Source organism: Pseudomonas sp. R3.Fl, assembly GCF_023516765.1.
Classification (GTDB): Bacteria; Pseudomonadota; Gammaproteobacteria; order Pseudomonadales; family Pseudomonadaceae; genus Pseudomonas; species Pseudomonas citronellolis.
Map to the genome: position 1 here is coordinate 1,175,138 of NZ_JAMGSO010000001.1, position 17,313 is coordinate 1,192,450.

12 protein-coding genes are annotated in these 17,313 nt (G+C 68.3%); 8 read left to right on the forward strand and 4 right to left on the reverse strand.

What is annotated here, in order from left to right; translation table 11 throughout:
• Nucleotides 1–31: 31 nt before the first annotated feature.
• Complete coding sequence (locus M8R19_RS04765; RefSeq protein ID WP_249917173.1) at nt 32–1,750, reverse strand: acyl-CoA dehydrogenase family protein; 1,719 nt, start codon at nt 1,748–1,750, stop codon at nt 32–34.
• A 119-nt stretch (nt 1,751–1,869) separates the two neighbouring features.
• On the opposite strand from M8R19_RS04765, the gene M8R19_RS04770 reads away from it, so the two are divergent.
• The gene (locus M8R19_RS04770) at nt 1,870–2,784 is read left to right on the forward strand and encodes a LysR family transcriptional regulator (protein WP_249917174.1); all 915 of its coding nucleotides are present in this window, start codon (nt 1,870–1,872) and stop codon (nt 2,782–2,784) included.
• A 160-nt stretch (nt 2,785–2,944) separates the two neighbouring features.
• Entirely contained in the window at nt 2,945–4,354 is a 1,410-nt protein-coding gene (locus M8R19_RS04775; RefSeq protein WP_349654697.1) for an MFS transporter, read from the forward strand.
• Nucleotide 4,355: 1 nt separating this feature from the next.
• On the opposite strand, the gene M8R19_RS04780 is transcribed toward M8R19_RS04775, so the two are convergent.
• Both M8R19_RS04780 and M8R19_RS04785 read right to left on the reverse strand, forming a co-directional pair.
• Nucleotides 4,356–5,678: an APC family permease gene (locus tag M8R19_RS04780; protein WP_249917175.1), complete on the reverse strand. Its 1,323-nt coding sequence runs from the start codon at nt 5,676–5,678 to the stop codon at nt 4,356–4,358.
• Between the two features lie 152 nt (nt 5,679–5,830).
• The gene (locus tag M8R19_RS04785; protein WP_249917176.1) at nt 5,831–6,652 is read right to left on the reverse strand and encodes a carbon-nitrogen hydrolase family protein; all 822 of its coding nucleotides are present in this window, start codon (nt 6,650–6,652) and stop codon (nt 5,831–5,833) included.
• Nucleotides 6,653–6,845: 193 nt separating this feature from the next.
• On the opposite strand from M8R19_RS04785, the gene M8R19_RS04790 reads away from it, so the two are divergent.
• From M8R19_RS04790 to M8R19_RS04805, 4 genes are all read left to right on the forward strand, one after another.
• Nucleotides 6,846–7,631, forward strand: coding sequence for a helix-turn-helix transcriptional regulator (locus tag M8R19_RS04790; RefSeq protein WP_009619040.1), 786 nt, complete (start codon nt 6,846–6,848; stop codon nt 7,629–7,631).
• A 740-nt stretch (nt 7,632–8,371) separates the two neighbouring features.
• Nucleotides 8,372–9,751: an L-serine ammonia-lyase gene (locus M8R19_RS04795; RefSeq protein WP_249917177.1), complete on the forward strand. Its 1,380-nt coding sequence runs from the start codon at nt 8,372–8,374 to the stop codon at nt 9,749–9,751.
• A 102-nt stretch (nt 9,752–9,853) separates the two neighbouring features.
• Nucleotides 9,854–12,271, forward strand: coding sequence for a glucose/quinate/shikimate family membrane-bound PQQ-dependent dehydrogenase (locus M8R19_RS04800; protein WP_249917178.1), 2,418 nt, complete (start codon nt 9,854–9,856; stop codon nt 12,269–12,271).
• Between the two features lie 83 nt (nt 12,272–12,354).
• The gene (locus M8R19_RS04805) at nt 12,355–13,626 is read left to right on the forward strand and encodes a carbohydrate porin (RefSeq protein WP_249917179.1); all 1,272 of its coding nucleotides are present in this window, start codon (nt 12,355–12,357) and stop codon (nt 13,624–13,626) included.
• A 66-nt stretch (nt 13,627–13,692) separates the two neighbouring features.
• Here the strand turns inward: M8R19_RS04805 and M8R19_RS04810 are convergent, their stop codons facing one another.
• Complete coding sequence (locus tag M8R19_RS04810; RefSeq protein WP_116423747.1) at nt 13,693–14,697, reverse strand: GntR family transcriptional regulator; 1,005 nt, start codon at nt 14,695–14,697, stop codon at nt 13,693–13,695.
• A gap of 302 nt (nt 14,698–14,999) precedes the next feature.
• Between M8R19_RS04810 and M8R19_RS04815 the strand changes: the two genes are divergently transcribed.
• Both M8R19_RS04815 and M8R19_RS04820 read left to right on the forward strand, forming a co-directional pair.
• Nucleotides 15,000–16,352, forward strand: coding sequence for an amidase (locus M8R19_RS04815; protein ID WP_249917180.1), 1,353 nt, complete (start codon nt 15,000–15,002; stop codon nt 16,350–16,352).
• A gap of 79 nt (nt 16,353–16,431) precedes the next feature.
• Nucleotides 16,432–17,313, forward strand: coding sequence for a polysaccharide deacetylase family protein (locus M8R19_RS04820; protein ID WP_116423745.1), 882 nt, complete (start codon nt 16,432–16,434; stop codon nt 17,311–17,313).

Genomic DNA, 17,313 nt, shown 5'->3' on the forward strand with positions numbered 1-17,313 from the left:
TCTCTTGTCGATTCTTGTCGGTTGCGGGAAATCAGGCCGGCAGCAGTTGCATGGCTTCGTCCAGGCTCATCTCGCTTTCGTCGAGCAGCCGGGCCAGCAGCGGCGCCCCGGCTTGCAGGCCCAGCGGGTCGCGCGGCAGCAGCTTGTGCTGCAACACCAGGTGGGCCAGGGCCAGGCGCCGGCGGTCGCTGGCCTGGCGGCCGGCTTCCCAGGCCATGAAGATGGCGCTGGCGATGTGGTAGAGCGCGCTGCCGGCCTGGCGCACCTGCTCGTCCTGGCGCGCCTCGGCCACTTCGGCCATGAGCGTCACGCTGCGCTCCAGCAGCGCCTCGAAGCGGGCGCGGCTGGCGTCCGGCAGGCCGCTCTCGGCCAGCAGGCCGCGCAGGTACTGGTGCAGCGGCTCCAGGGCCTGTTCGCGGGTAACGGCGCGGGCGATGTCCAGCGCGACTATGTTGCTGGTGCCTTCCCAGATGGAGCCCAGGTGGGCGTCGCGGACCAGGCGCGCATCGCTCCATTCCTCGATGTAGCCCACCCCGCCGCGCACCTCCATGGCGTCGCCGGTGACGCGCCGGGCATCGCGGCAGGCGCGGAACTTGATCAGCGGGGTGAGGATGCGCACGCACTTCTGCGCCGCGGCGTCGCCGCCGTCGGCGCGCGGCAGCAGGGTGGCGATCTGCATGAACATGGAGCGCGCCTGCTCGGCCGGCAGCATCAGCTTCAGCAGCTGTTTCTGCATCAGCGGCATGTCGATCAGGTGCTTGCCGAAGGCGCGGCGATGGCGGGCGATGAACAGCGCCTCGCTGAGCGCCCGGCGCATCAGGCCGGCGGCGCGCACGCCGTTGGACAGGCGCGACATGTTGACCATGTCGGCCATCTGCTGGAAGCCGCGGCCGACCTCGCCGATCAGGTAGGCGGTGGCGCCTTCCAGGCAGATTTCGCCGCTGGCCATGGAGCGGCTGCCCAGCTTGTCCTTCAGGCGCAGGATGCGGTAGGCGTTGCGCGAGCCGTCCGGGCGGTGCTTGGGCAGCAGGAACAGGGTCACGCCCTTCATGCCCTCGGGCGCGCCTTCGGGGCGGGCCAGAACCATGGCCAGGTCGGCGTCGGGGTTGGAGCAGAACCACTTGTCGCCGTACAGCTTCCACTCCCCGTCCTCTTGCCGCGCCAGGGTGCGGGTGCGGGCGACGTCGGAGCCGGCGGCCTGCTCGGTCATGAACATGGCGCCCTGGAACAACCTGTCGAAGTCCCGCGAGGCCAGCGACGGCAGGTAGCGCTCCACCAGCTCCGGCGCGCCGAACTTGCGCAGGGTGCGGGTCAGCGAGTCGGTCATGCTGACCGGGCAGCACAGGCCGAACTCGGCCTGCACGAACAGGTAGGTCAGCGCGTACTTCACCAGCGGCAGCGCGCCGTCCGGGCGGTGGCTCATGGAGGCCAGGCCCAGTTCCGAATAGGCCACGCGCTCGAGGGCGACGTAGTCCGGGTGCTTGCGGATGCTCTGCAGGTCCTCGCCGCGGCGGGTGCGCGGCGCCAGCAGCGGCGGGTTCCTGTCCGCCGACAGGGCCAGCACGTCCAGCTCGTCGCCGGCGCGGGCGCCGAGGCGTTCGAGGGTGTCGCGCCACTGCGCCAGCACCTCCGGCGGCAGGTACACCTCCAGCAGGCCCTGCAGCGAGGGGTCGCAGGCATACAGGTTGATGCCGCGGCTGTCGGGGATGTTCAGGGCGTCTTCGGGGCGGACTTCAGGCATGGCGGTCATGGCGCGTCTCCGGGTCTTGTTCTGGCGCCGAGACTAGGAGTGCGTGACGATAAGTATCCAATACAATAAAAATCATCCACGATAAGAAAAACAAATCGTAGAAACCCGGGTGCCCTGCCATGGACCTCAAGCAACTGCGCTACTTCATCGCCGTCGCCGAGGAGCTGCATTTCGGCCGCGCCGCCGCGCGCCTGTTCATCTCCCAGCCGGCGCTGAGCTTCGACATCAAGAAGCTGGAGGAGCAACTGGGCATCCAGTTGCTGGTGCGCAACAACAAGTCGGTGAAGCTGACCAACGCCGGCCAGGTGCTGCTCGACGAGGCGCGCAGCCTGTTGCTGCAGGCCGAGAAGGTGAAGCGCCTGACGCTGCTCTCCGCCGAGGGCGCGGTGGGCCAGCTGCGCGTGGGCTTCGTCAACTCCATGCTCTACCGCGGCCTGCCGCGGGCCATGGCGCGCTTCGAGGCGGAGCACCCGAACATGGAAGTGGTGCTGATGGAGATGAACACCTCGGAGCAGGCCCTGGCGCTGCAGCGCGGGCAGATCGACATCGGCTTCGTGCACTGGGCCAGGCTGCCGGCCGGGATCGCGTCCGAATGCCTGGTCGCCGACCCCTTCCTCTGCTGCGTACCGGCCGGCCACCGCCTGGCCGGGCGGGCGCGCATCGACCTCGCCGAGCTGCGCGACGAGGGCTTCATCCTCTTCCCGCGCAGCCTGTCGCCGCACTACCACGACCTGATCATCGCCCGCTGCGTGGACGCCGGCTTCAGCCCGCACATCCGCCACGAGGCGCGGCTGTGGCAGACCATCGCGGCCATGGTCGGCCTGGGCATGGGCGTGGCCCTGCTGCCGCAGACGCTGTGCCTGGCCTGGAAGAACCAGGTGCGCTACCTGGAGATCGAGCAGAGCGGCGCGCGCTCGGAAATCCACGCCATCCTCGCCGCGCAGGACGCGCCCCATGCGGCCCAGGCCTTCCTGGCCACGCTCAAGGCCTGCCTGGACGAGGGCGTCGATACGCAATCGCTTATCGCACCATAAGATTAAAAAACTATTGATCCGCAGGGGCGCCGCATAGACTCCGAGCCAACCCGGGGCAACACCGACGCACGCCAGTCGCCACCCCGCGCCCTCCCCCGGAGGGCGCGCGCGGGGCCTGCGCGTCGGCGACCAGAACAACAACAATAAGCAGGACCCGCCCATGCCCAGCACGCCCTCCTCCGCAGACGCAGCGCTGCACCGCAAGGCCCGCAAGGCCGGCATCGCCTCCTTCATCGGCACCACCATCGAGTGGTACGACTTCTACATCTACGGCCTGGCCGCCGCCCTGGTGTTCGGCAAGGTGTTCTTCCCTGCCGACATGGACCCGGGCCTGGCCACGCTGCTGTCCTTCGTCACCCTCTGGTCCGGCTTCGTCGCCCGCCCGCTGGGCGGCATCATCTTCGGCCACCTGGGCGACCGGATCGGGCGCAAGAACACCCTGGTGATCACCCTGATCATGATGGGCATCGCCACCACCTGCATCGGCCTGCTGCCGGTCTACGCGCAGATCGGCGTGTGGGCGCCCGTCGCCCTGGTGGCATTGCGGGTGATCCAGGGCGTCGCCGTGGGCGGCGAATGGGGCGGCGCCATCCTCATCGCCAGCGAAAGCGCGCCCAAGGGCAAGGGCATCCTCTACGCCGCCTTCGCCCAGCAGGGCTCGCCCACCGGCAACCTGCTGGCGACCCTGGTGTTCTTCGCCCTCAGCGCCCTGCCCATGCCGGACTTCATGCTCTGGGGCTGGCGCATCCCGTTCCTGATCTCCGCGGCGCTGGTGATCGTCGGCATGGTCATCCGCCTGAAGCTGGAGGAATCCGAGGACATGAAGCGCCTGCTGCAGCAGAACAAGACCGTGAAGCTGCCGCTGGTGGAAGTGCTGCGCGAGCACTGGCTGATCGTGCTGCTCGGCGCCGGGGTGCTGCCGATCATCCACGTCACCTACTTCAAGAGTACCTTCGCCCTGTCCTGGGCCACCAAGACCCTCGGCTACAGCCAGGGCACCTTCCTCAGCATCATCGTCATCGCCCTGGTGGTGCAGTTCTTCAGCCAGCCGTTCGGCGCGCTGCTGGCCTCGCGCATCGACATGCGCAAGGCGGCCTGCCTGATGGTGCTGCCGGAGTTCATCCTGATGCCGGCGATGTTCTTCGCCGTGGAAACCAACGTCTACTGGATAGCCGCCGTGGGCATGTGCCTGGCCACGGTGCCGCACGCGATGTTCTACGGCGCAGTGGGCGGCATCCTCGCCCGCGCCTTCCCCGCGCGGGTGCGCTACACCGGGCTGTCGCTGGCCTACCAGCTGTGCTCGCTGCTGGTGGGCGGCGGCACGCCGGTGCTGGCCCAGTGGATACTCAACAGCACCGGCAGCATCGTCGGCGTGGCCATCGCCTCGGGGCTCTACGCCCTGGTCTCGCTGACCTGCACCCTGGCGCTGCTGCGCATCACCGGCTTCCGGGCCGGCGAGCTGTCCAGCGCTGAACGCGCCGACGCCCGCGAACTGGCCGCGGGCGCCACGGCGGAGCCCGACGCTCCCGAGCGCGGCCGGCCGTTGCCCGCCGGCCCGCACCCGGCCTGAATCAGGCCTCCTCGAAGTGCATCTCCGGCGGCTGCTGACGGAAGCCGCCGGTGAGCACGGCCAGGTACAGCACCCCGGCGGTGAGCCAGGCCAGGCCCAGGTAGATGGCCAGGTGGTCGAGGCTGGCCATCAGCCAGAGGTCGGCGACCAGGCCGATCAGCGGGAAGGCCAGGAACAGCACCGCGCCGCGCAGGCCGCGTTCGCCGCGGGCGATCCAGTAGTGGAAGATCACCGACAGGTTGACCAGGCTGAAGGCCAGGAAGGCGCCGAAGTTGATGAACGAGGTGGAGGTGGTCACGTCCATCTCCAGCGCCAGCAGCGCGACCACGCCGCACAGCACGATGCTGCCCACCGGGGTGCCGAAGCGCTCGCTCAGGGTGCCGAAGAAGGCCTTGGGCAGCACGCCGTCGCGGCCCATGGCGAACAGCAGGCGCGAGGCGCTGGCCTGGGCCGACAGACCGGAGGTGAACTGGCCGACGATCAGGCCGATGAGGAAGATGCTGACGAAGAGGTCGCCGCCGATGTTGCGGGCGATCTCGTAGGCCGCCGAGTCGGCGTTCTGGAACTCGGTGGACGGGTGCGCGAGCTGCACGAAGTAGCTGGCGACGATGAAGATGAAGCCGCCGATCAGGGTGATCAGCAGGATGGCGCGCGGGATGTTCTTGCGCGGCTCGTGGGTTTCCTCGGTCAGGGTGCTGACCGCGTCGAAGCCCAGGAACGAATAGCAGGCGATGGCCGCGCCGCTCATGATCAGCGGCAGCTGCACGCCCTCCTTGAAGAAGGGTTCCAGCGACCACAGCGGCTTGCTGGCGTCACCCAGCACGTAGTGCACCGCCAGCAGCACGAAGGCCGCCAGCACCAGGAACTGCACCAGCATCAGCACGCTGTTGACGTTCTTCGCCAGGCGCAGGCCGATGACGTTGATGCCGGTGGTCACCCCGATGAAGGCCAGCACCCACAGCGCCTGGGGCACCGCCGGGAAGGCCGAGTGCAGGTAGGCCGCGCCGATCAGCCAGATGGCCATGGGCAGGAACAGGTAGTCCAGCAGCACGCCCCAGCCGGCGAGGAAGCCCAGCTTGGGGCTGATGGACTTGCGCACGTAGGTGTAGGCCGAGCCGGCCACCGGGAAGGCGGCGGCCATGCGCCCGTAGCTGAGGGCGGTGAAGAGCATAGCCACCGAGGCCACGAGGTAGGCCGCGGGCACCACGCCGCCGGTGGTGTCGGCGAGGATGCCGAAGGTGCCGAGGACGATGATGGGGGTCATGTAGGCGATGCCGAACAGCACCACCGAACCCAGCGAGAGGGTGCGCTTGAGTCGAGCCATTGAGTGCTTACTCCGAGTTGTGTTTGTTATGGCAGAGTCGAAATCGACGCGTGCAAAGGCGCCTCCCCTCACCCGGGAGACGCAGGCGGGAGGGACGCTCCCACCGGTACTTCTTGGCTGGATCGTTGGCGCGGCCCTGCGCCTTCCGGGGCTCAGCCCGGAATCAGCAGCTCGCGCAGGCCGTCGGCGTGCTCGCGCGTCTCGCCGGGCAGCACGAAGCGGCACTCGGCGATGTAGCTGTAGTCGCGGCGCGCCTGCTGCAGGCGCGCCAGGTCCAGTTCCACGCGCATCCGGCACTCCTCGCGGCCGGCCTCGCAGAGCAGCTGGCCGAAGGGGTCGACCACCGCGCTGCCGCCGGCGAACACCAGGCCGCCGTCGCCTTCGCCGACGCGGTTCACCATCACCGCGTAGGCCTGGTTCTCCATGGCCCGGCCGGTGATCGCGGTGCGGTGGGTGGGGCCGTAGGGGTCCATGTTGCCGTTGGTCACCAGGATCAGCTCGGCGCCCAGCTGGCCGAGGGCGCGGGCGCTTTCCGGGAACTCGATGTCGAAGCAGATCAGGATGCCCACCCGCACGCCCTTGAACAGCGCGGTGGCGTAGCGGTCGCCGGGGGTGAAGATGCCGCGGTCGGAGGCCCACAGGTGGGTCTTGCGGTACTTCAGGGCGATGCCCTCGGGGGTGACCAGCAGCGTGGTGTTGTAGAAGCGGCCGTCGTCGCCGGCCTCGGCGATGCCCACCACCACGGCGACGTCGCACTCCCGCGCAACCTGCTGCACGGCGCGCACGCTGGGGCCGTCCAGCGGCTCGGCCAGGCGGGCGACGTTGTCCTCGGTGGGGAAGCCCATCAGCTGGGTCTCGGGGAACACCACCAGGTCGGTATCCGCGGCGCAGGCGCGGATCGCCGCCAGGGTACGCCCGAGGTTGTAGGCGGTGTCGCCGTCGCGGCCGGCCAGTTGGACGAGTTCGACCTTCATTGCAGCTCCTGTCGTTCTTGTGCGGGCTCGCTCGCCACGCGGGATGGATCAGCCGTCCTGGCGGGAAACATGACCGCCCGGCGCAAAAGGGTCAGAATGCGCGCCGGGCCGGTGCAAGGCATTCACCGAGTATGCAGTTCGCCATCGCGCCCGGGTAATTACGCCCACGTGGTAACCCAACAGGGGTAGAGGCATGAACCTTACGCTGCAGGACATCGCCTGGCACCGCTCGGTCGGGCAGTTGATCGAGACGCTGGACAAGCCCAACTTCTGGCTCGCCCTGGTGCGCCTGCTGAACGAGTATGTGCCTTTCGACAGCTGGGTGGCGCTGCTCTTCAGCAACGGCCGCCCCCAGGTGTTCGCCGAATGCCCGGGCGAGGACGGCGGCCCCGACCCGCTGTTCCAGGACTACCTCAAGGGCCTGTACCTGCTCGACCCCTTCTACATCGCCAGCCGCGAGGCCCCGGGCAGCGGCCTGCTGCGCCTGGCCGACGTGGCCCCGGAATGCTTCGAGCAGACCGACTACTACCAGCGCTACTTCCGCCTCAACGTGGTGGCCGACGAAGTGCAGTTCAACGTGCAGCTCGACGCCGAGCGCACCCTGTGCCTGTCCCTGGGCAGCAAGGGCCGCTTCAGCGCCGAGCAGGCCGCCCTGCTCGACCTGCTGCGCCCCTGGGTGGCCGGCCTGATGCGCCAGCGCATGGCCTTCGAGCGCGAACTGCTGGAGCAGGCCACCCCACCGGCGCCGCGCTGGCAGAGCCGCCTGGAAGAAACCGTGGAACGCCTGGAAACCCCACTGACGGCCCGCGAGCTGGAAGTGGGCCGGCTGATGCTCAGCGGCTGCTCCAGCAAGGAGATAGCGCGCAAGCTGGCGATCTCGGCGGAGACGGTGAAGGTGCACCGCAAGCACATGTACAGCAAGCTGGGGATCAAGTCGCAGTCGGAGTTGTTTTCGTTGTTTCTGCAGGCGCAGGGGTAAGGGGAGTTCGTAGGGCGTCGCCGGGCTTTGGTGCATAGGCCGGCGGCGGATAACCGCGAACGGTTATCCGCCCTACGAACTTGCCAGCTGACACGGCGTTATCCGTCCACGCCGAACGGCCCCCTCTCCCTTCAGGGAGAGGGCTGGGGAGAGGGCAACGGACTTCGCCCACCCACCTCTGCCAAACCTGTACTCCGCTCCCCCACCCTAACCCTCCCCCGCAAGCGGGAGAGGGAACCGTTCGGCGTGAAGTGAAACCACGAGGCTCCCTGAAACTCTGTGCAAGGCACTGGGTTCCCGCGTTCGCGGGAATGACGAGGATGGGACCAGCAGTATCAGGATGACTCCAGACTCCCCAGCCCCTCAGGACAGCCCCCTCTCCCTTCAGGGAGAGGGTTGGGGTGAGGGCAACGGACTTCACCGACACTCCACTGCCAACCCCATACTCCGCTCCCCCACCCTAACCCTCCCCCGCAAGCGGGAGAGGGGACCGTTCGGCGTGAAGCGAAATCACGAGGCTCCCTGAAACCCTGTGCAAGGCTCTGGGTTCCCGCGTTCGCGGGAATGACGTGGGTGAGGTCAGGAGTGTCAGTCTGACTCCAGACTCCCCGGCCACTCAGGACAGCCCCCTCTCCCTTCAGGGAGAGGGTTGGGGAGAGGGCGCTCTTAAACCCACACACCACAACCCCCGGCAATCCCCCCCAAACAGGTCCATGCTTGAACCCAGGAGGACCACAACCATGACCCTCAGTGTCTTCGACATGTTCAAGCCCGGCGTCGGCCCGTCCAGCTCGCACACCGTCGGCCCCATGCGCGCCACCCGCGAGTTCGTCGAGCGCCTGCGCGCGGCCGACCTGCTGACCCGCGTAACGCGCGTGGAGGTCAACCTCTACGGCTCGCTCAGCGCCACCGGCAAGGGCCACGCCACCGACCGTGCCTGCCTGATCGGCCTGCTCGGCATCGACCCGGCGGACGCCGACCCCGCCGCCCTGGCGCCGCTGGTGGACGCCATCTTCGCCGAACACAGCCTGGCCCTGGACGGCGAGCACGTCATCGACTTCAGCCCCGGCCGCGACCTGGTGTTCCACGACGGCAGCCTGCCGGCCCACCCCAACGGCATGCGCCTGCGCGCCCTGGACGCCGCCGGCCACGTGCTGGCCGAGCGCACCTGCTACTCGGTGGGCGGCGGCTTCGTGGTCGACGAGGCCGACTTCAACACCGACCGCGCCCTGCCCGACAACCCCATGCCCTACCCCTTCCACAGCGCCGAGGAACTGCTGCGGCTGTGCCATGCCCACGGCTTCCGGCGCATCAGCGACCTGATGTGGGCGAACGAGCTGAGCCTGCGCAGCGAGGACCAGATCCACGCCGGCCTTGCACACATCTGGGCGGAAATGCAGGCCTGCGTGCGCCGCGGCCTGGAGACCGAGGGCACCCTGCCCGGCGGCCTCAGGGTGCGCCGCCGCGCGCCCATGCTCTACCGCCGGCTGAACGAGGCCGGCAGCGGCAACCTGATCGCCAGCACCCTGGGCGCCATGGACTGGGTCGACCTCTGGGCCCTGGCGGTGAACGAGGAAAACGCCGCCGGCGGCCGCGTGGTCACCGCCCCCACCAACGGCGCGGCCGGCATAGTCCCGGCGGTGCTGCACTACTACGCCCACTACCAAGCCGACGCGCCCATGGACGCCATCGAACGCTACCTGCTCAGCGCCGCCGCCGTCGGCATCCTGTGCAAGCTCAACGCCTCCATCTCCGGCGCCGAGGTGGGCTGCCAGGGCGAGGTCGGCTCGGCCTGCGCCATGGCCGCGGCGGGCCTGGCCGAAGTGCTGGGCGGCAGCCTGGAACAGGTGGAGAACGCCGCCGAAATCGGCCTGGAGCACAACCTCGGGCTGACCTGCGACCCGGTCGCAGGACTCGTCCAGGTGCCCTGCATCGAGCGCAACGCCATGGCCTCGCTCAAGGCCATCAACGCAGCCCAACTGGCCCTGCGCGGCGACGGCCAGCACCTGGTGTCGCTGGACAAGGCCATCGACACCCTGCGCGACACCGGCCGCGACATGATGGACAAGTACAAGGAGACGTCGAAGGGCGGCCTGGCGGTGAACGTGATCGCCTGCTGAGCACGACCGCCTGGTCGGAAATCGGACAAAACACCATTAACCATCTAGTTAATTAGCTTGCTAAGGGTATAATTCGCACTCCCACACTGCGAGATTCCCGGCATGAGACAAGCACAGCGCGCCTCTGGCGCCAGCACCTTCATTCTGGTCGGCCTGGGGGTGGTCATCGCCCTCCTCGGCCTCGCCCTGGCCGCCGGCGGCGCCCGCCTGGCCAGCCTGGGCGGTTCCTGGTACTTCCTCATCGGCGGCCTGGCCATGGCCCTGTCCGGCGTCCTGCTGGCGCTGCGCAAGCCGGCCGGCGCCTGGCTGTTCGCCGCCTTCCTGGCGGGCACCGCCCTCTGGGCCCTGGCCGACGCCGGGCTGGCGTTCTGGCCGCTGTTCTCGCGGCTGTTCATGTTCGGCGCCATCGGCCTGGCGGTGGCGCTGATCTACCCCATGCTGGTGCGCGCCTCCGGCGGCGTCGCCGGGCGCGGCGCCTATGGCGTGGCCGCGGTGCTCGCCGTGCTGCTGGCGGTGGCCGCCGGCAACATGTTCGTCGCCCACCCCAGCGTCGCCCCCACAGGCGACGGCCCGGGGCTGACGCCGGTGGACCCGGCCCACGCGCAGAAGGACTGGGCCCACTACGGCAACACCGAGGGCGGCAGCCGCTTCGCCGCGCTGGACCAGATCAACCGCGGCAACGTCGACAAGCTCAAGGTGGCCTGGACCTACCACACCGGTGACGTGGCCGAGAGCGACGGCAACGGCGCCGAGGACCAGCTCACCCCGCTGCAGGTCGGCGACAAGGTGTTCATCTGCACCCCGCACAACGACCTGATCGCGCTGGACGCCGACACCGGCAAGCAGCTGTGGAAGAACGAGATCAACGCGCAGTCCAAGGTCTGGCAGCGCTGCCGCGGCCTGGCCTACTTCGACGCGACCAAGACCGTCGCCCAGCCCACCCAGCCCAACAGCACCCCGGTCACCGCCGTCAGCGTGCCGGCCGGCGCCAATTGCCAGCGCCGCCTGCTGACCAACACCATCGACGCCCGCCTGATCGCCGTGGACGCCGACACCGGCGCCTTCTGCCAGGGCTTCGGCAACGACGGCCAGGTGGACCTCAAGGCCGGCCTGGGCGACGTGCCCGACTCCTACTACCAGCTCAGCTCCGCGCCGCTGATGGCCGGCACCACCGTAGTGGTCGGCGGCCGCGTGGCGGACAACGTCCAGACCGACATGCCCGGCGGCGTGATCCGCGGCTTCGATGTCATCAGCGGGCAGATGCGCTGGGCCTTCGACCCGGGCAACCCGCAGGACAAGCAGGCCCCGGCGCCGGGCGGCACCTACGTGCGCAGCACCCCCAACAGCTGGGCGCCGATGTCCTACGACGCGGCGATGAACACCGTGTTCCTGCCCATGGGCAGCTCCTCCACCGACATCTACGGCGTGGAGCGCACGAAGCTCGACCACACCTACGGCGCCTCGATCCTCGCCGTGGACGCCACCACCGGCGCCGAGAAGTGGGTGTTCCAGACCGTGCACAACGACCTCTGGGACTTCGACCTGCCGATGCAGCCGAGCCTGGTGGACTTCCCCGTGGCCGACGGCAAGAGCGTGCCGGCCGTGGTGATCGGCACCAAGGCCGGGCAGATTTACGTGCTCGACCGCGCCACCGGCAAGCCGCTGACCCAGGTCGACGAAGTGCCGGTGAAAGCCGCCAACATCCCCAACGAGCCCTACTCGCCGACCCAGCCGAAATCGGTGGGCATGCCGCAGATAGGCGCGCAGACCCTCACCGAGTCGGACATGTGGGGCGCCACGCCTTATGACCAGCTGCTGTGCCGCATCGACTTCAAGAAGATGCGCTACGACGGCCTCTACACCGCGCCGGGCACCGACCTCTCGCTGAGCTTCCCCGGCTCCCTGGGCGGCATGAACTGGGGCAGCATCTCCACCGACCCGGTGCACGGCTTCATCTTCGTCAACGACATGCGCCTGGGCCTGTGGGTGCAGATGATCCCCTCGGCCAACAAGGGCCAGGCCGCTTCCGGCGGCGAGTCGCTGAACACCGGCATGGGCGCGGTGCCGCTCAAGGGCACGCCCTACGCGGTGAACAAGAACCGCTTCCTCTCGGTGGCCGGCATCCCCTGCCAGGCGCCGCCCTTCGGCACCCTCAGCGCCATCGACCTGAAGACCCGCAAGGTCGCCTGGCAGGTGCCGGTGGGCACGGTCGAGGACACCGGCCCGCTGGGCATCCGCATGCACCTGCCGATCCCCATCGGCTTGCCGACCCTCGGCGGCACCCTGTCCACCCAGGGCGGCCTGGTGTTCATCGCCGGCACCCAGGACTTCTACCTGCGCGCCTACGACAGCGGCAACGGCAAGGAAATCTGGAAGGCCCGCCTGCCCGTGGGCAGCCAGGGCGGCCCGATGACCTACGTCTCGCCCAAGACCGGCAAGCAGTACATCGTGGTCACCGCCGGCGGCGCCCGCCAGTCGCCGGACCGCGGCGACTACGTGATGGCCTACGCCCTGCCCTGAACCCCGCGCCCGCCACCCCGGCGGGCGTCTTCTTCCGACGCGGCCCAAGGCCGCGTCTCTCCTCATCCGGTAAGTGTTCCGTCATGCGACTCCCCTCCACCTCCCTGCGCCTGCTGCTGGGCGCCGCCTGCCTCACCCCGTCCCTGGCCCTGGCCGACGACCTGCTCGAACGCTCGCCCCTCAGCGGCGACTGGGGCGGCCTGCGCCACGAGCTGGACGACCAGGGCATCCGCTTCACCGGCGAATACAGCGGCGAGACCGTGTACAACGCCGACGGCGGCCTCAAGCGCTCGGCGCGCTACTCGCAGAACCTCAAGCTCGGCGTGCGCTTCGACCTGAGCAAGCTGTACGGCCTGGACAACGGCGGCCTGGTGCAACTGACCGTGAACGACCGCCGCGGCAACGACGGCTCCGGCGACCTGGTCGGCAACCGCCTGCCCGTGCAGGAAAACTACGGCGGCCTCTACACCCGCCTCACCGAACTGAGCTACGAGCGCAGCCTGTTCACCCCGGCGCTGGACGTGAAGCTCGGCTACATGGCCATGGGCAACGACCTCGGCGGCCTGGACAGCGGCATCCTCTGCAACTTCATGAACGCCGGCTTCTGCGGCCATCCGCTGAACATGTCCGGCGGCAGCGGCTGGAGCAACTACCCCAACGCCCACCTGGGCGTGCGCCTGAAATACAGCTTCTCGCCGGCCTGGCAGCTGCGCGTGGCGGCCTTCAACGTCGACCCCGAGAGCAATGGCAACTCCAGCCGCGCCTGGCACCTCACGCCCAAGCACAGCACCGGCACCGTGGTGCCCATTGAACTGGTCTACAAGCGCCTCGACGAACTGCCCGGCGAATACAAGCTGGGCTGGTACTACGACAGCTCCGACGCCCAGCGCATCGGCAGCGACGAGAAGGTCGCCGGGCGCGACGGCCACTACCTGCTGGCCGACCAGGCCGTGTGGCACGCGCAGCATCGCCCGGGGCAGAGCCTGCACCTCTTCGGCCAGGCCTCGGTGGTCAGCTCGGCGGCCTCGCCCTTCAGCAAGTGGTACAGCGCCGGCGTGGTGCTCTACCAGCCCTTCGCCAGGCGCCCACGCGACACCCTCGCCCTGGGCTTCGGCCGCGCCGTGCCCAACCCGCGCAGCCGCGAACTGCAGGAAGACAACGCCCTGGCCAACGGCCAGGCCTACCCCGACCTGGACAACGCCGAGCGCCTGGTCGAACTGAGCTACGGCTTCCAGGCCACGCCCTGGCTGCTGCTGCGCCCGGACGTGCAATACGTGATCGAACCGGGCGCCTTCTCCGGGCAAAGCATCGACAACGCCCTGGTCTTCGGCCTGCAGGTCAAGGCCACGCTCTGATCCCCGCCGCCGGCCGCCAGCGAACGGCGGCCGGCGCGCCGACAGGCAGCGCTCAGCGCATGGGGATCAAGCCAGGCGTTCGAGGTAGGGCGGAAGCTCCGGCTCGGGCAGGACCGAAAGCACCTTCAGACGCTGAAGCGTACGTTCCCGCGCACGGCAAAGATGGTCGCGCAGACACGATGAGGCCGATTCCACGGTCCCGTGGAGCAACGCCTCGAAGACCAGCCGATGCTCCTGCAACATCGCTTCATCGGTACTGGTATGCAGTGCCTCGTGCAGCACCCGGCCCACGTTCATCGGAATCTGGCACTGTCGGATGATCGCCGCCATGCGCGCATTGCGCAGCCCGGCCAGGCAGGTCACGTGCAAATCCTGCTCGATCTGCTCGATGGCGGAACGTTCCACCCGGCTCCCCGCCTCCTGGGCATCGACGATGCGCGCCAGCATCTTTTCGAGCTCGTCACGGGTAACGCTCTCGACCCCCTGCCGAAGCGCATCGGGCTCCAGCAGGACGCGTAGTTCGTAGTCCTGGATCACCGCCTGGGCGGTCAGCGGGCCGGCCAGCCATTGGGAATACGGCTCCTTCTCCACCAGCCCGCGGTCCCTGAGCCTCATGAGCGCTTCGCGGACGATGCTGCGACTGACCCCCAGCGCCTCGGCCGCACGCTGCTCGTCGATGCGGTAATGGCCGAACACCATGAAGCGAATCACGCAGCTCGCCAGCTCGTCATGGATCCGCTCCCCCAGCGAGCGGTTGTCGATCAGGTCCTCGCGCGGCTCCAGCCCGAGCAACTTGCGCGTCAAGGGCAGGCGCTGCGGAGCCGTTGCGCGGCCATCAGGGTCGATGAGATACCCGCGCCCGTCGAACCGACGGATCAAGCCCTCCTCGTGCAGGAGGTTGAGTGCCTGCCGCACCGGAACACGGCTGGTGCCGAAAAGCTCGGCCAGGGGCCCTTCGACCAGCACCAGGCCGGGAGCGGCCTGGCCAGCGAGTATCGCCTCGCGCAGCGTGTTCCGGATCATTTCGTAGCGCGACGCCAGGCGCTCTTCGTGCGGGGGGGTAACGGGCATAGCGACTTCCCAAAACGCTTCGATCGACAAGTCTCTCATAGACGGCCAGCAGGGCGTGCCGGTCCGAACCGGTAACACTCCCCGTGACACCTCTTGGTGCAGCTGTTACAGGAACACCCATAAATGGATCATTTTCTCACATATACATTATTTCATTTGAACCACTTCATCGAGAGGTAAAAGCCTCCAAGGGCATCTGCCATGCAATCTACAAGCAGCCCGAACATGGCCCGGCGATGGGTTGGCATGAACAGTGCTTTCTTAAATGTACTTATTAAAAACATATACATTTATGGAAACCCATGTTCACTGACGCTCTCTCACTGGCGCAAGGCTTTGCCACCGGCGCCTCAGACCCCGTCACGGCGCTGGACGAGGCGCTCAGCCGCGCCGCCCGGATACCCGAAGCCTTCATCTGCCTGACCGAGGACAGGGCACGCCGTGAAGCCCTGGCTGCCAAGGCGCGCTGGGAAGCGGGTCAACCGCTGTCGCCACTGGATGGGGTGCCGATGGCCTGGAAAGACCTGTTCGATGTCGCCGGATGCGTGACGACGGCGGGCGCCAAGCTTCGCCTGCACTCCCCGGCAGCCGCGGCGGACTCGGCGCTGGTCACCGCCCTGGCCCGCTCGGGGCTGGTCACCGTGGGCAAGACCAATCTCAGCGAACTGGCCTATTCCGGGCTTGGCCTGAACCCTCACTTCGGCACCCCTGCCAATAGCCATTTCAAAGGCGAAGCCAGAGTCCCCGGCGGTTCATCCTCCGGCTCCGCGATCGCCGTGGCGGCCGGTGTAGTGCCGCTGGCCATGGCGACCGATACCGCCGGCTCGATCCGCATTCCAGCAGCTTTCAATGGCCTGGTCGGCTACCGCGGCAGCCGGCTGCGCTATTCGTTCGACGGGGTATTCCCCCTCGCCCGCTCGCTGGACGCCCTGGGGCCCATCGCGAAGAGCGTTCGCGACCTGATCATCATGGATCGGCTCATGCGCGCAGACATTGCCTCGAACCGTCCCGTCTCGGGGCTGCCCCTGGCGGGGATACGCCTGCGGGTCGACCCGCAGCTTCTCGGCGACGCCCGCCTGCAGGCGGCTGTCGCGGGCAATCTCCTGGCTGCCCTGAAACGCCTGGCCGAGGCCGGAGCCGTGATCGAGGAGCAGCCCCTGGCAGCCTTCCAGGAGGCCCTGCGGCTCGTGGAAAGCAGCGGCTGGCTGGGTAGCGCCGAAGCCTTCACCTTGCATCAGGCGTTGCTCGACAGCCCCGATGCCGAACACCTCGATCCCCGCGTGCGCAAGCGCCTGGAAGCGGCCCGGCAGTTCCCGGCAAGCACGCAGATTCGCCTGTACCAGGCCGCGGAACGCTTGCAGCGACAACTGGCGCTCGAGCTTGACGGCGCCTTGCTGATCACCCCCACGGTGGCCCACGTCGCACCGGCCCTCGCGCCCCTGGAAAGCGACGACGACCTCTTCGCGCGGACCAACCTGGCCACGCTGCGCCTGACCATGCCCGGAAGCATGCTCGACATGCCGGGCGTGGCCCTGCCCAGCGGCGTCGACGAGAACGGCCTGCCCACCAGCCTGCTGGTCGCCGGCCCCAGTGGAAGCGACGAACGCCTGCTGCGCGCCGCCCTTTCGATCGAACAGGCCCTGAGCCGGGCCTGACGCCCCGACAACCCCTTGCGGGGCAAGGGCCCGGCCTTGACCCCGCGGTATCTGCTTCCGGGCAACAGAGGACTCAACGATGGCAAAAGAAATATTCGTCTGCCTCGGCGTCGATGTGGATGCGGTGGCCGGCTGGCTTGGCTCCTACGGCGGCGAGGATTCCCCGGACGACATCTCGCGCGGCCTGTTCGCCGGCGAGGTGGGTTCGCTCCGCCTGCTCGACCTGTTCAGGAAGTACGACCTGCGCACCACCTGGTTCATCCCCGGGCACTCCGTCGAGACCTTCCCGGAACAGATGAAAGCGGTGGTCGACGCCGGCCACGAGATCGGCATTCATGGCTACAGCCATGAGAACCCCATCGCCATGACCCCCGAGCAGGAGGAAATCGTCCTCGACAAGTCCATCGGGCTGATCACCGCGCTGGCGGGCAAGCGGCCCACCGGCTACGTCGCGCCCTGGTGGGAGTTCAGCAACGTGACCAACGAACTGCTGCTCAAGAAGGGCATCAAGTACGACCACAGCCTGATGCACAACGACTTCCACCCCTATTACGTGCGGGTGAAGGACAGCTGGACGCGGATCGACTACAGCGCCCACCCGGACACCTGGATGAAGCCCCTGGTCCGCGGCGAGGAAACCGACCTGGTGGAGATTCCGGCGAACTGGTACCTCGACGACCTGCCACCGATGATGTTCATCAAGAAGTCGCCGAACAGCCACGGCTTCGTCAATCCCCGCCACCTGGAAGAGATGTGGCGCGACCAGTTCGACTGGGTCTACCGCGAGCTGGACTATGCGGTCTTCCCCATCACCATCCACCCCGACGTGTCCGGACGCCCCCAGGTGCTGCTCATGCTGGAGCGCCTCATCGAGCACATGCAGGGCCATGAAGGCGTGCGATTCGTGACCATGGACGAGATCGCCGACGACTTCCTGCGTCGCCAGCCGCGCAAGCGCTGA

Coding starts and splice junctions, on each gene's coding strand:
- M8R19_RS04765 (WP_249917173.1), bottom strand. CDS start 1,750: ATGACCGCCATGCCTGAAGTCCGCCCCGAAGACGCCCTGAACATCCCC.
- M8R19_RS04770 (WP_249917174.1), top strand. CDS start 1,870: ATGGACCTCAAGCAACTGCGCTACTTCATCGCCGTCGCCGAGGAGCTG.
- M8R19_RS04775 (WP_349654697.1), top strand. CDS start 2,945: ATGCCCAGCACGCCCTCCTCCGCAGACGCAGCGCTGCACCGCAAGGCC.
- M8R19_RS04780 (WP_249917175.1), bottom strand. CDS start 5,678: ATGGCTCGACTCAAGCGCACCCTCTCGCTGGGTTCGGTGGTGCTGTTC.
- M8R19_RS04785 (WP_249917176.1), bottom strand. CDS start 6,652: ATGAAGGTCGAACTCGTCCAACTGGCCGGCCGCGACGGCGACACCGCC.
- M8R19_RS04790 (WP_009619040.1), top strand. CDS start 6,846: ATGAACCTTACGCTGCAGGACATCGCCTGGCACCGCTCGGTCGGGCAG.
- M8R19_RS04795 (WP_249917177.1), top strand. CDS start 8,372: ATGACCCTCAGTGTCTTCGACATGTTCAAGCCCGGCGTCGGCCCGTCC.
- M8R19_RS04800 (WP_249917178.1), top strand. CDS start 9,854: ATGAGACAAGCACAGCGCGCCTCTGGCGCCAGCACCTTCATTCTGGTC.
- M8R19_RS04805 (WP_249917179.1), top strand. CDS start 12,355: ATGCGACTCCCCTCCACCTCCCTGCGCCTGCTGCTGGGCGCCGCCTGC.
- M8R19_RS04810 (WP_116423747.1), bottom strand. CDS start 14,697: ATGCCCGTTACCCCCCCGCACGAAGAGCGCCTGGCGTCGCGCTACGAA.
- M8R19_RS04815 (WP_249917180.1), top strand. CDS start 15,000: ATGTTCACTGACGCTCTCTCACTGGCGCAAGGCTTTGCCACCGGCGCC.
- M8R19_RS04820 (WP_116423745.1), top strand. CDS start 16,432: ATGGCAAAAGAAATATTCGTCTGCCTCGGCGTCGATGTGGATGCGGTG.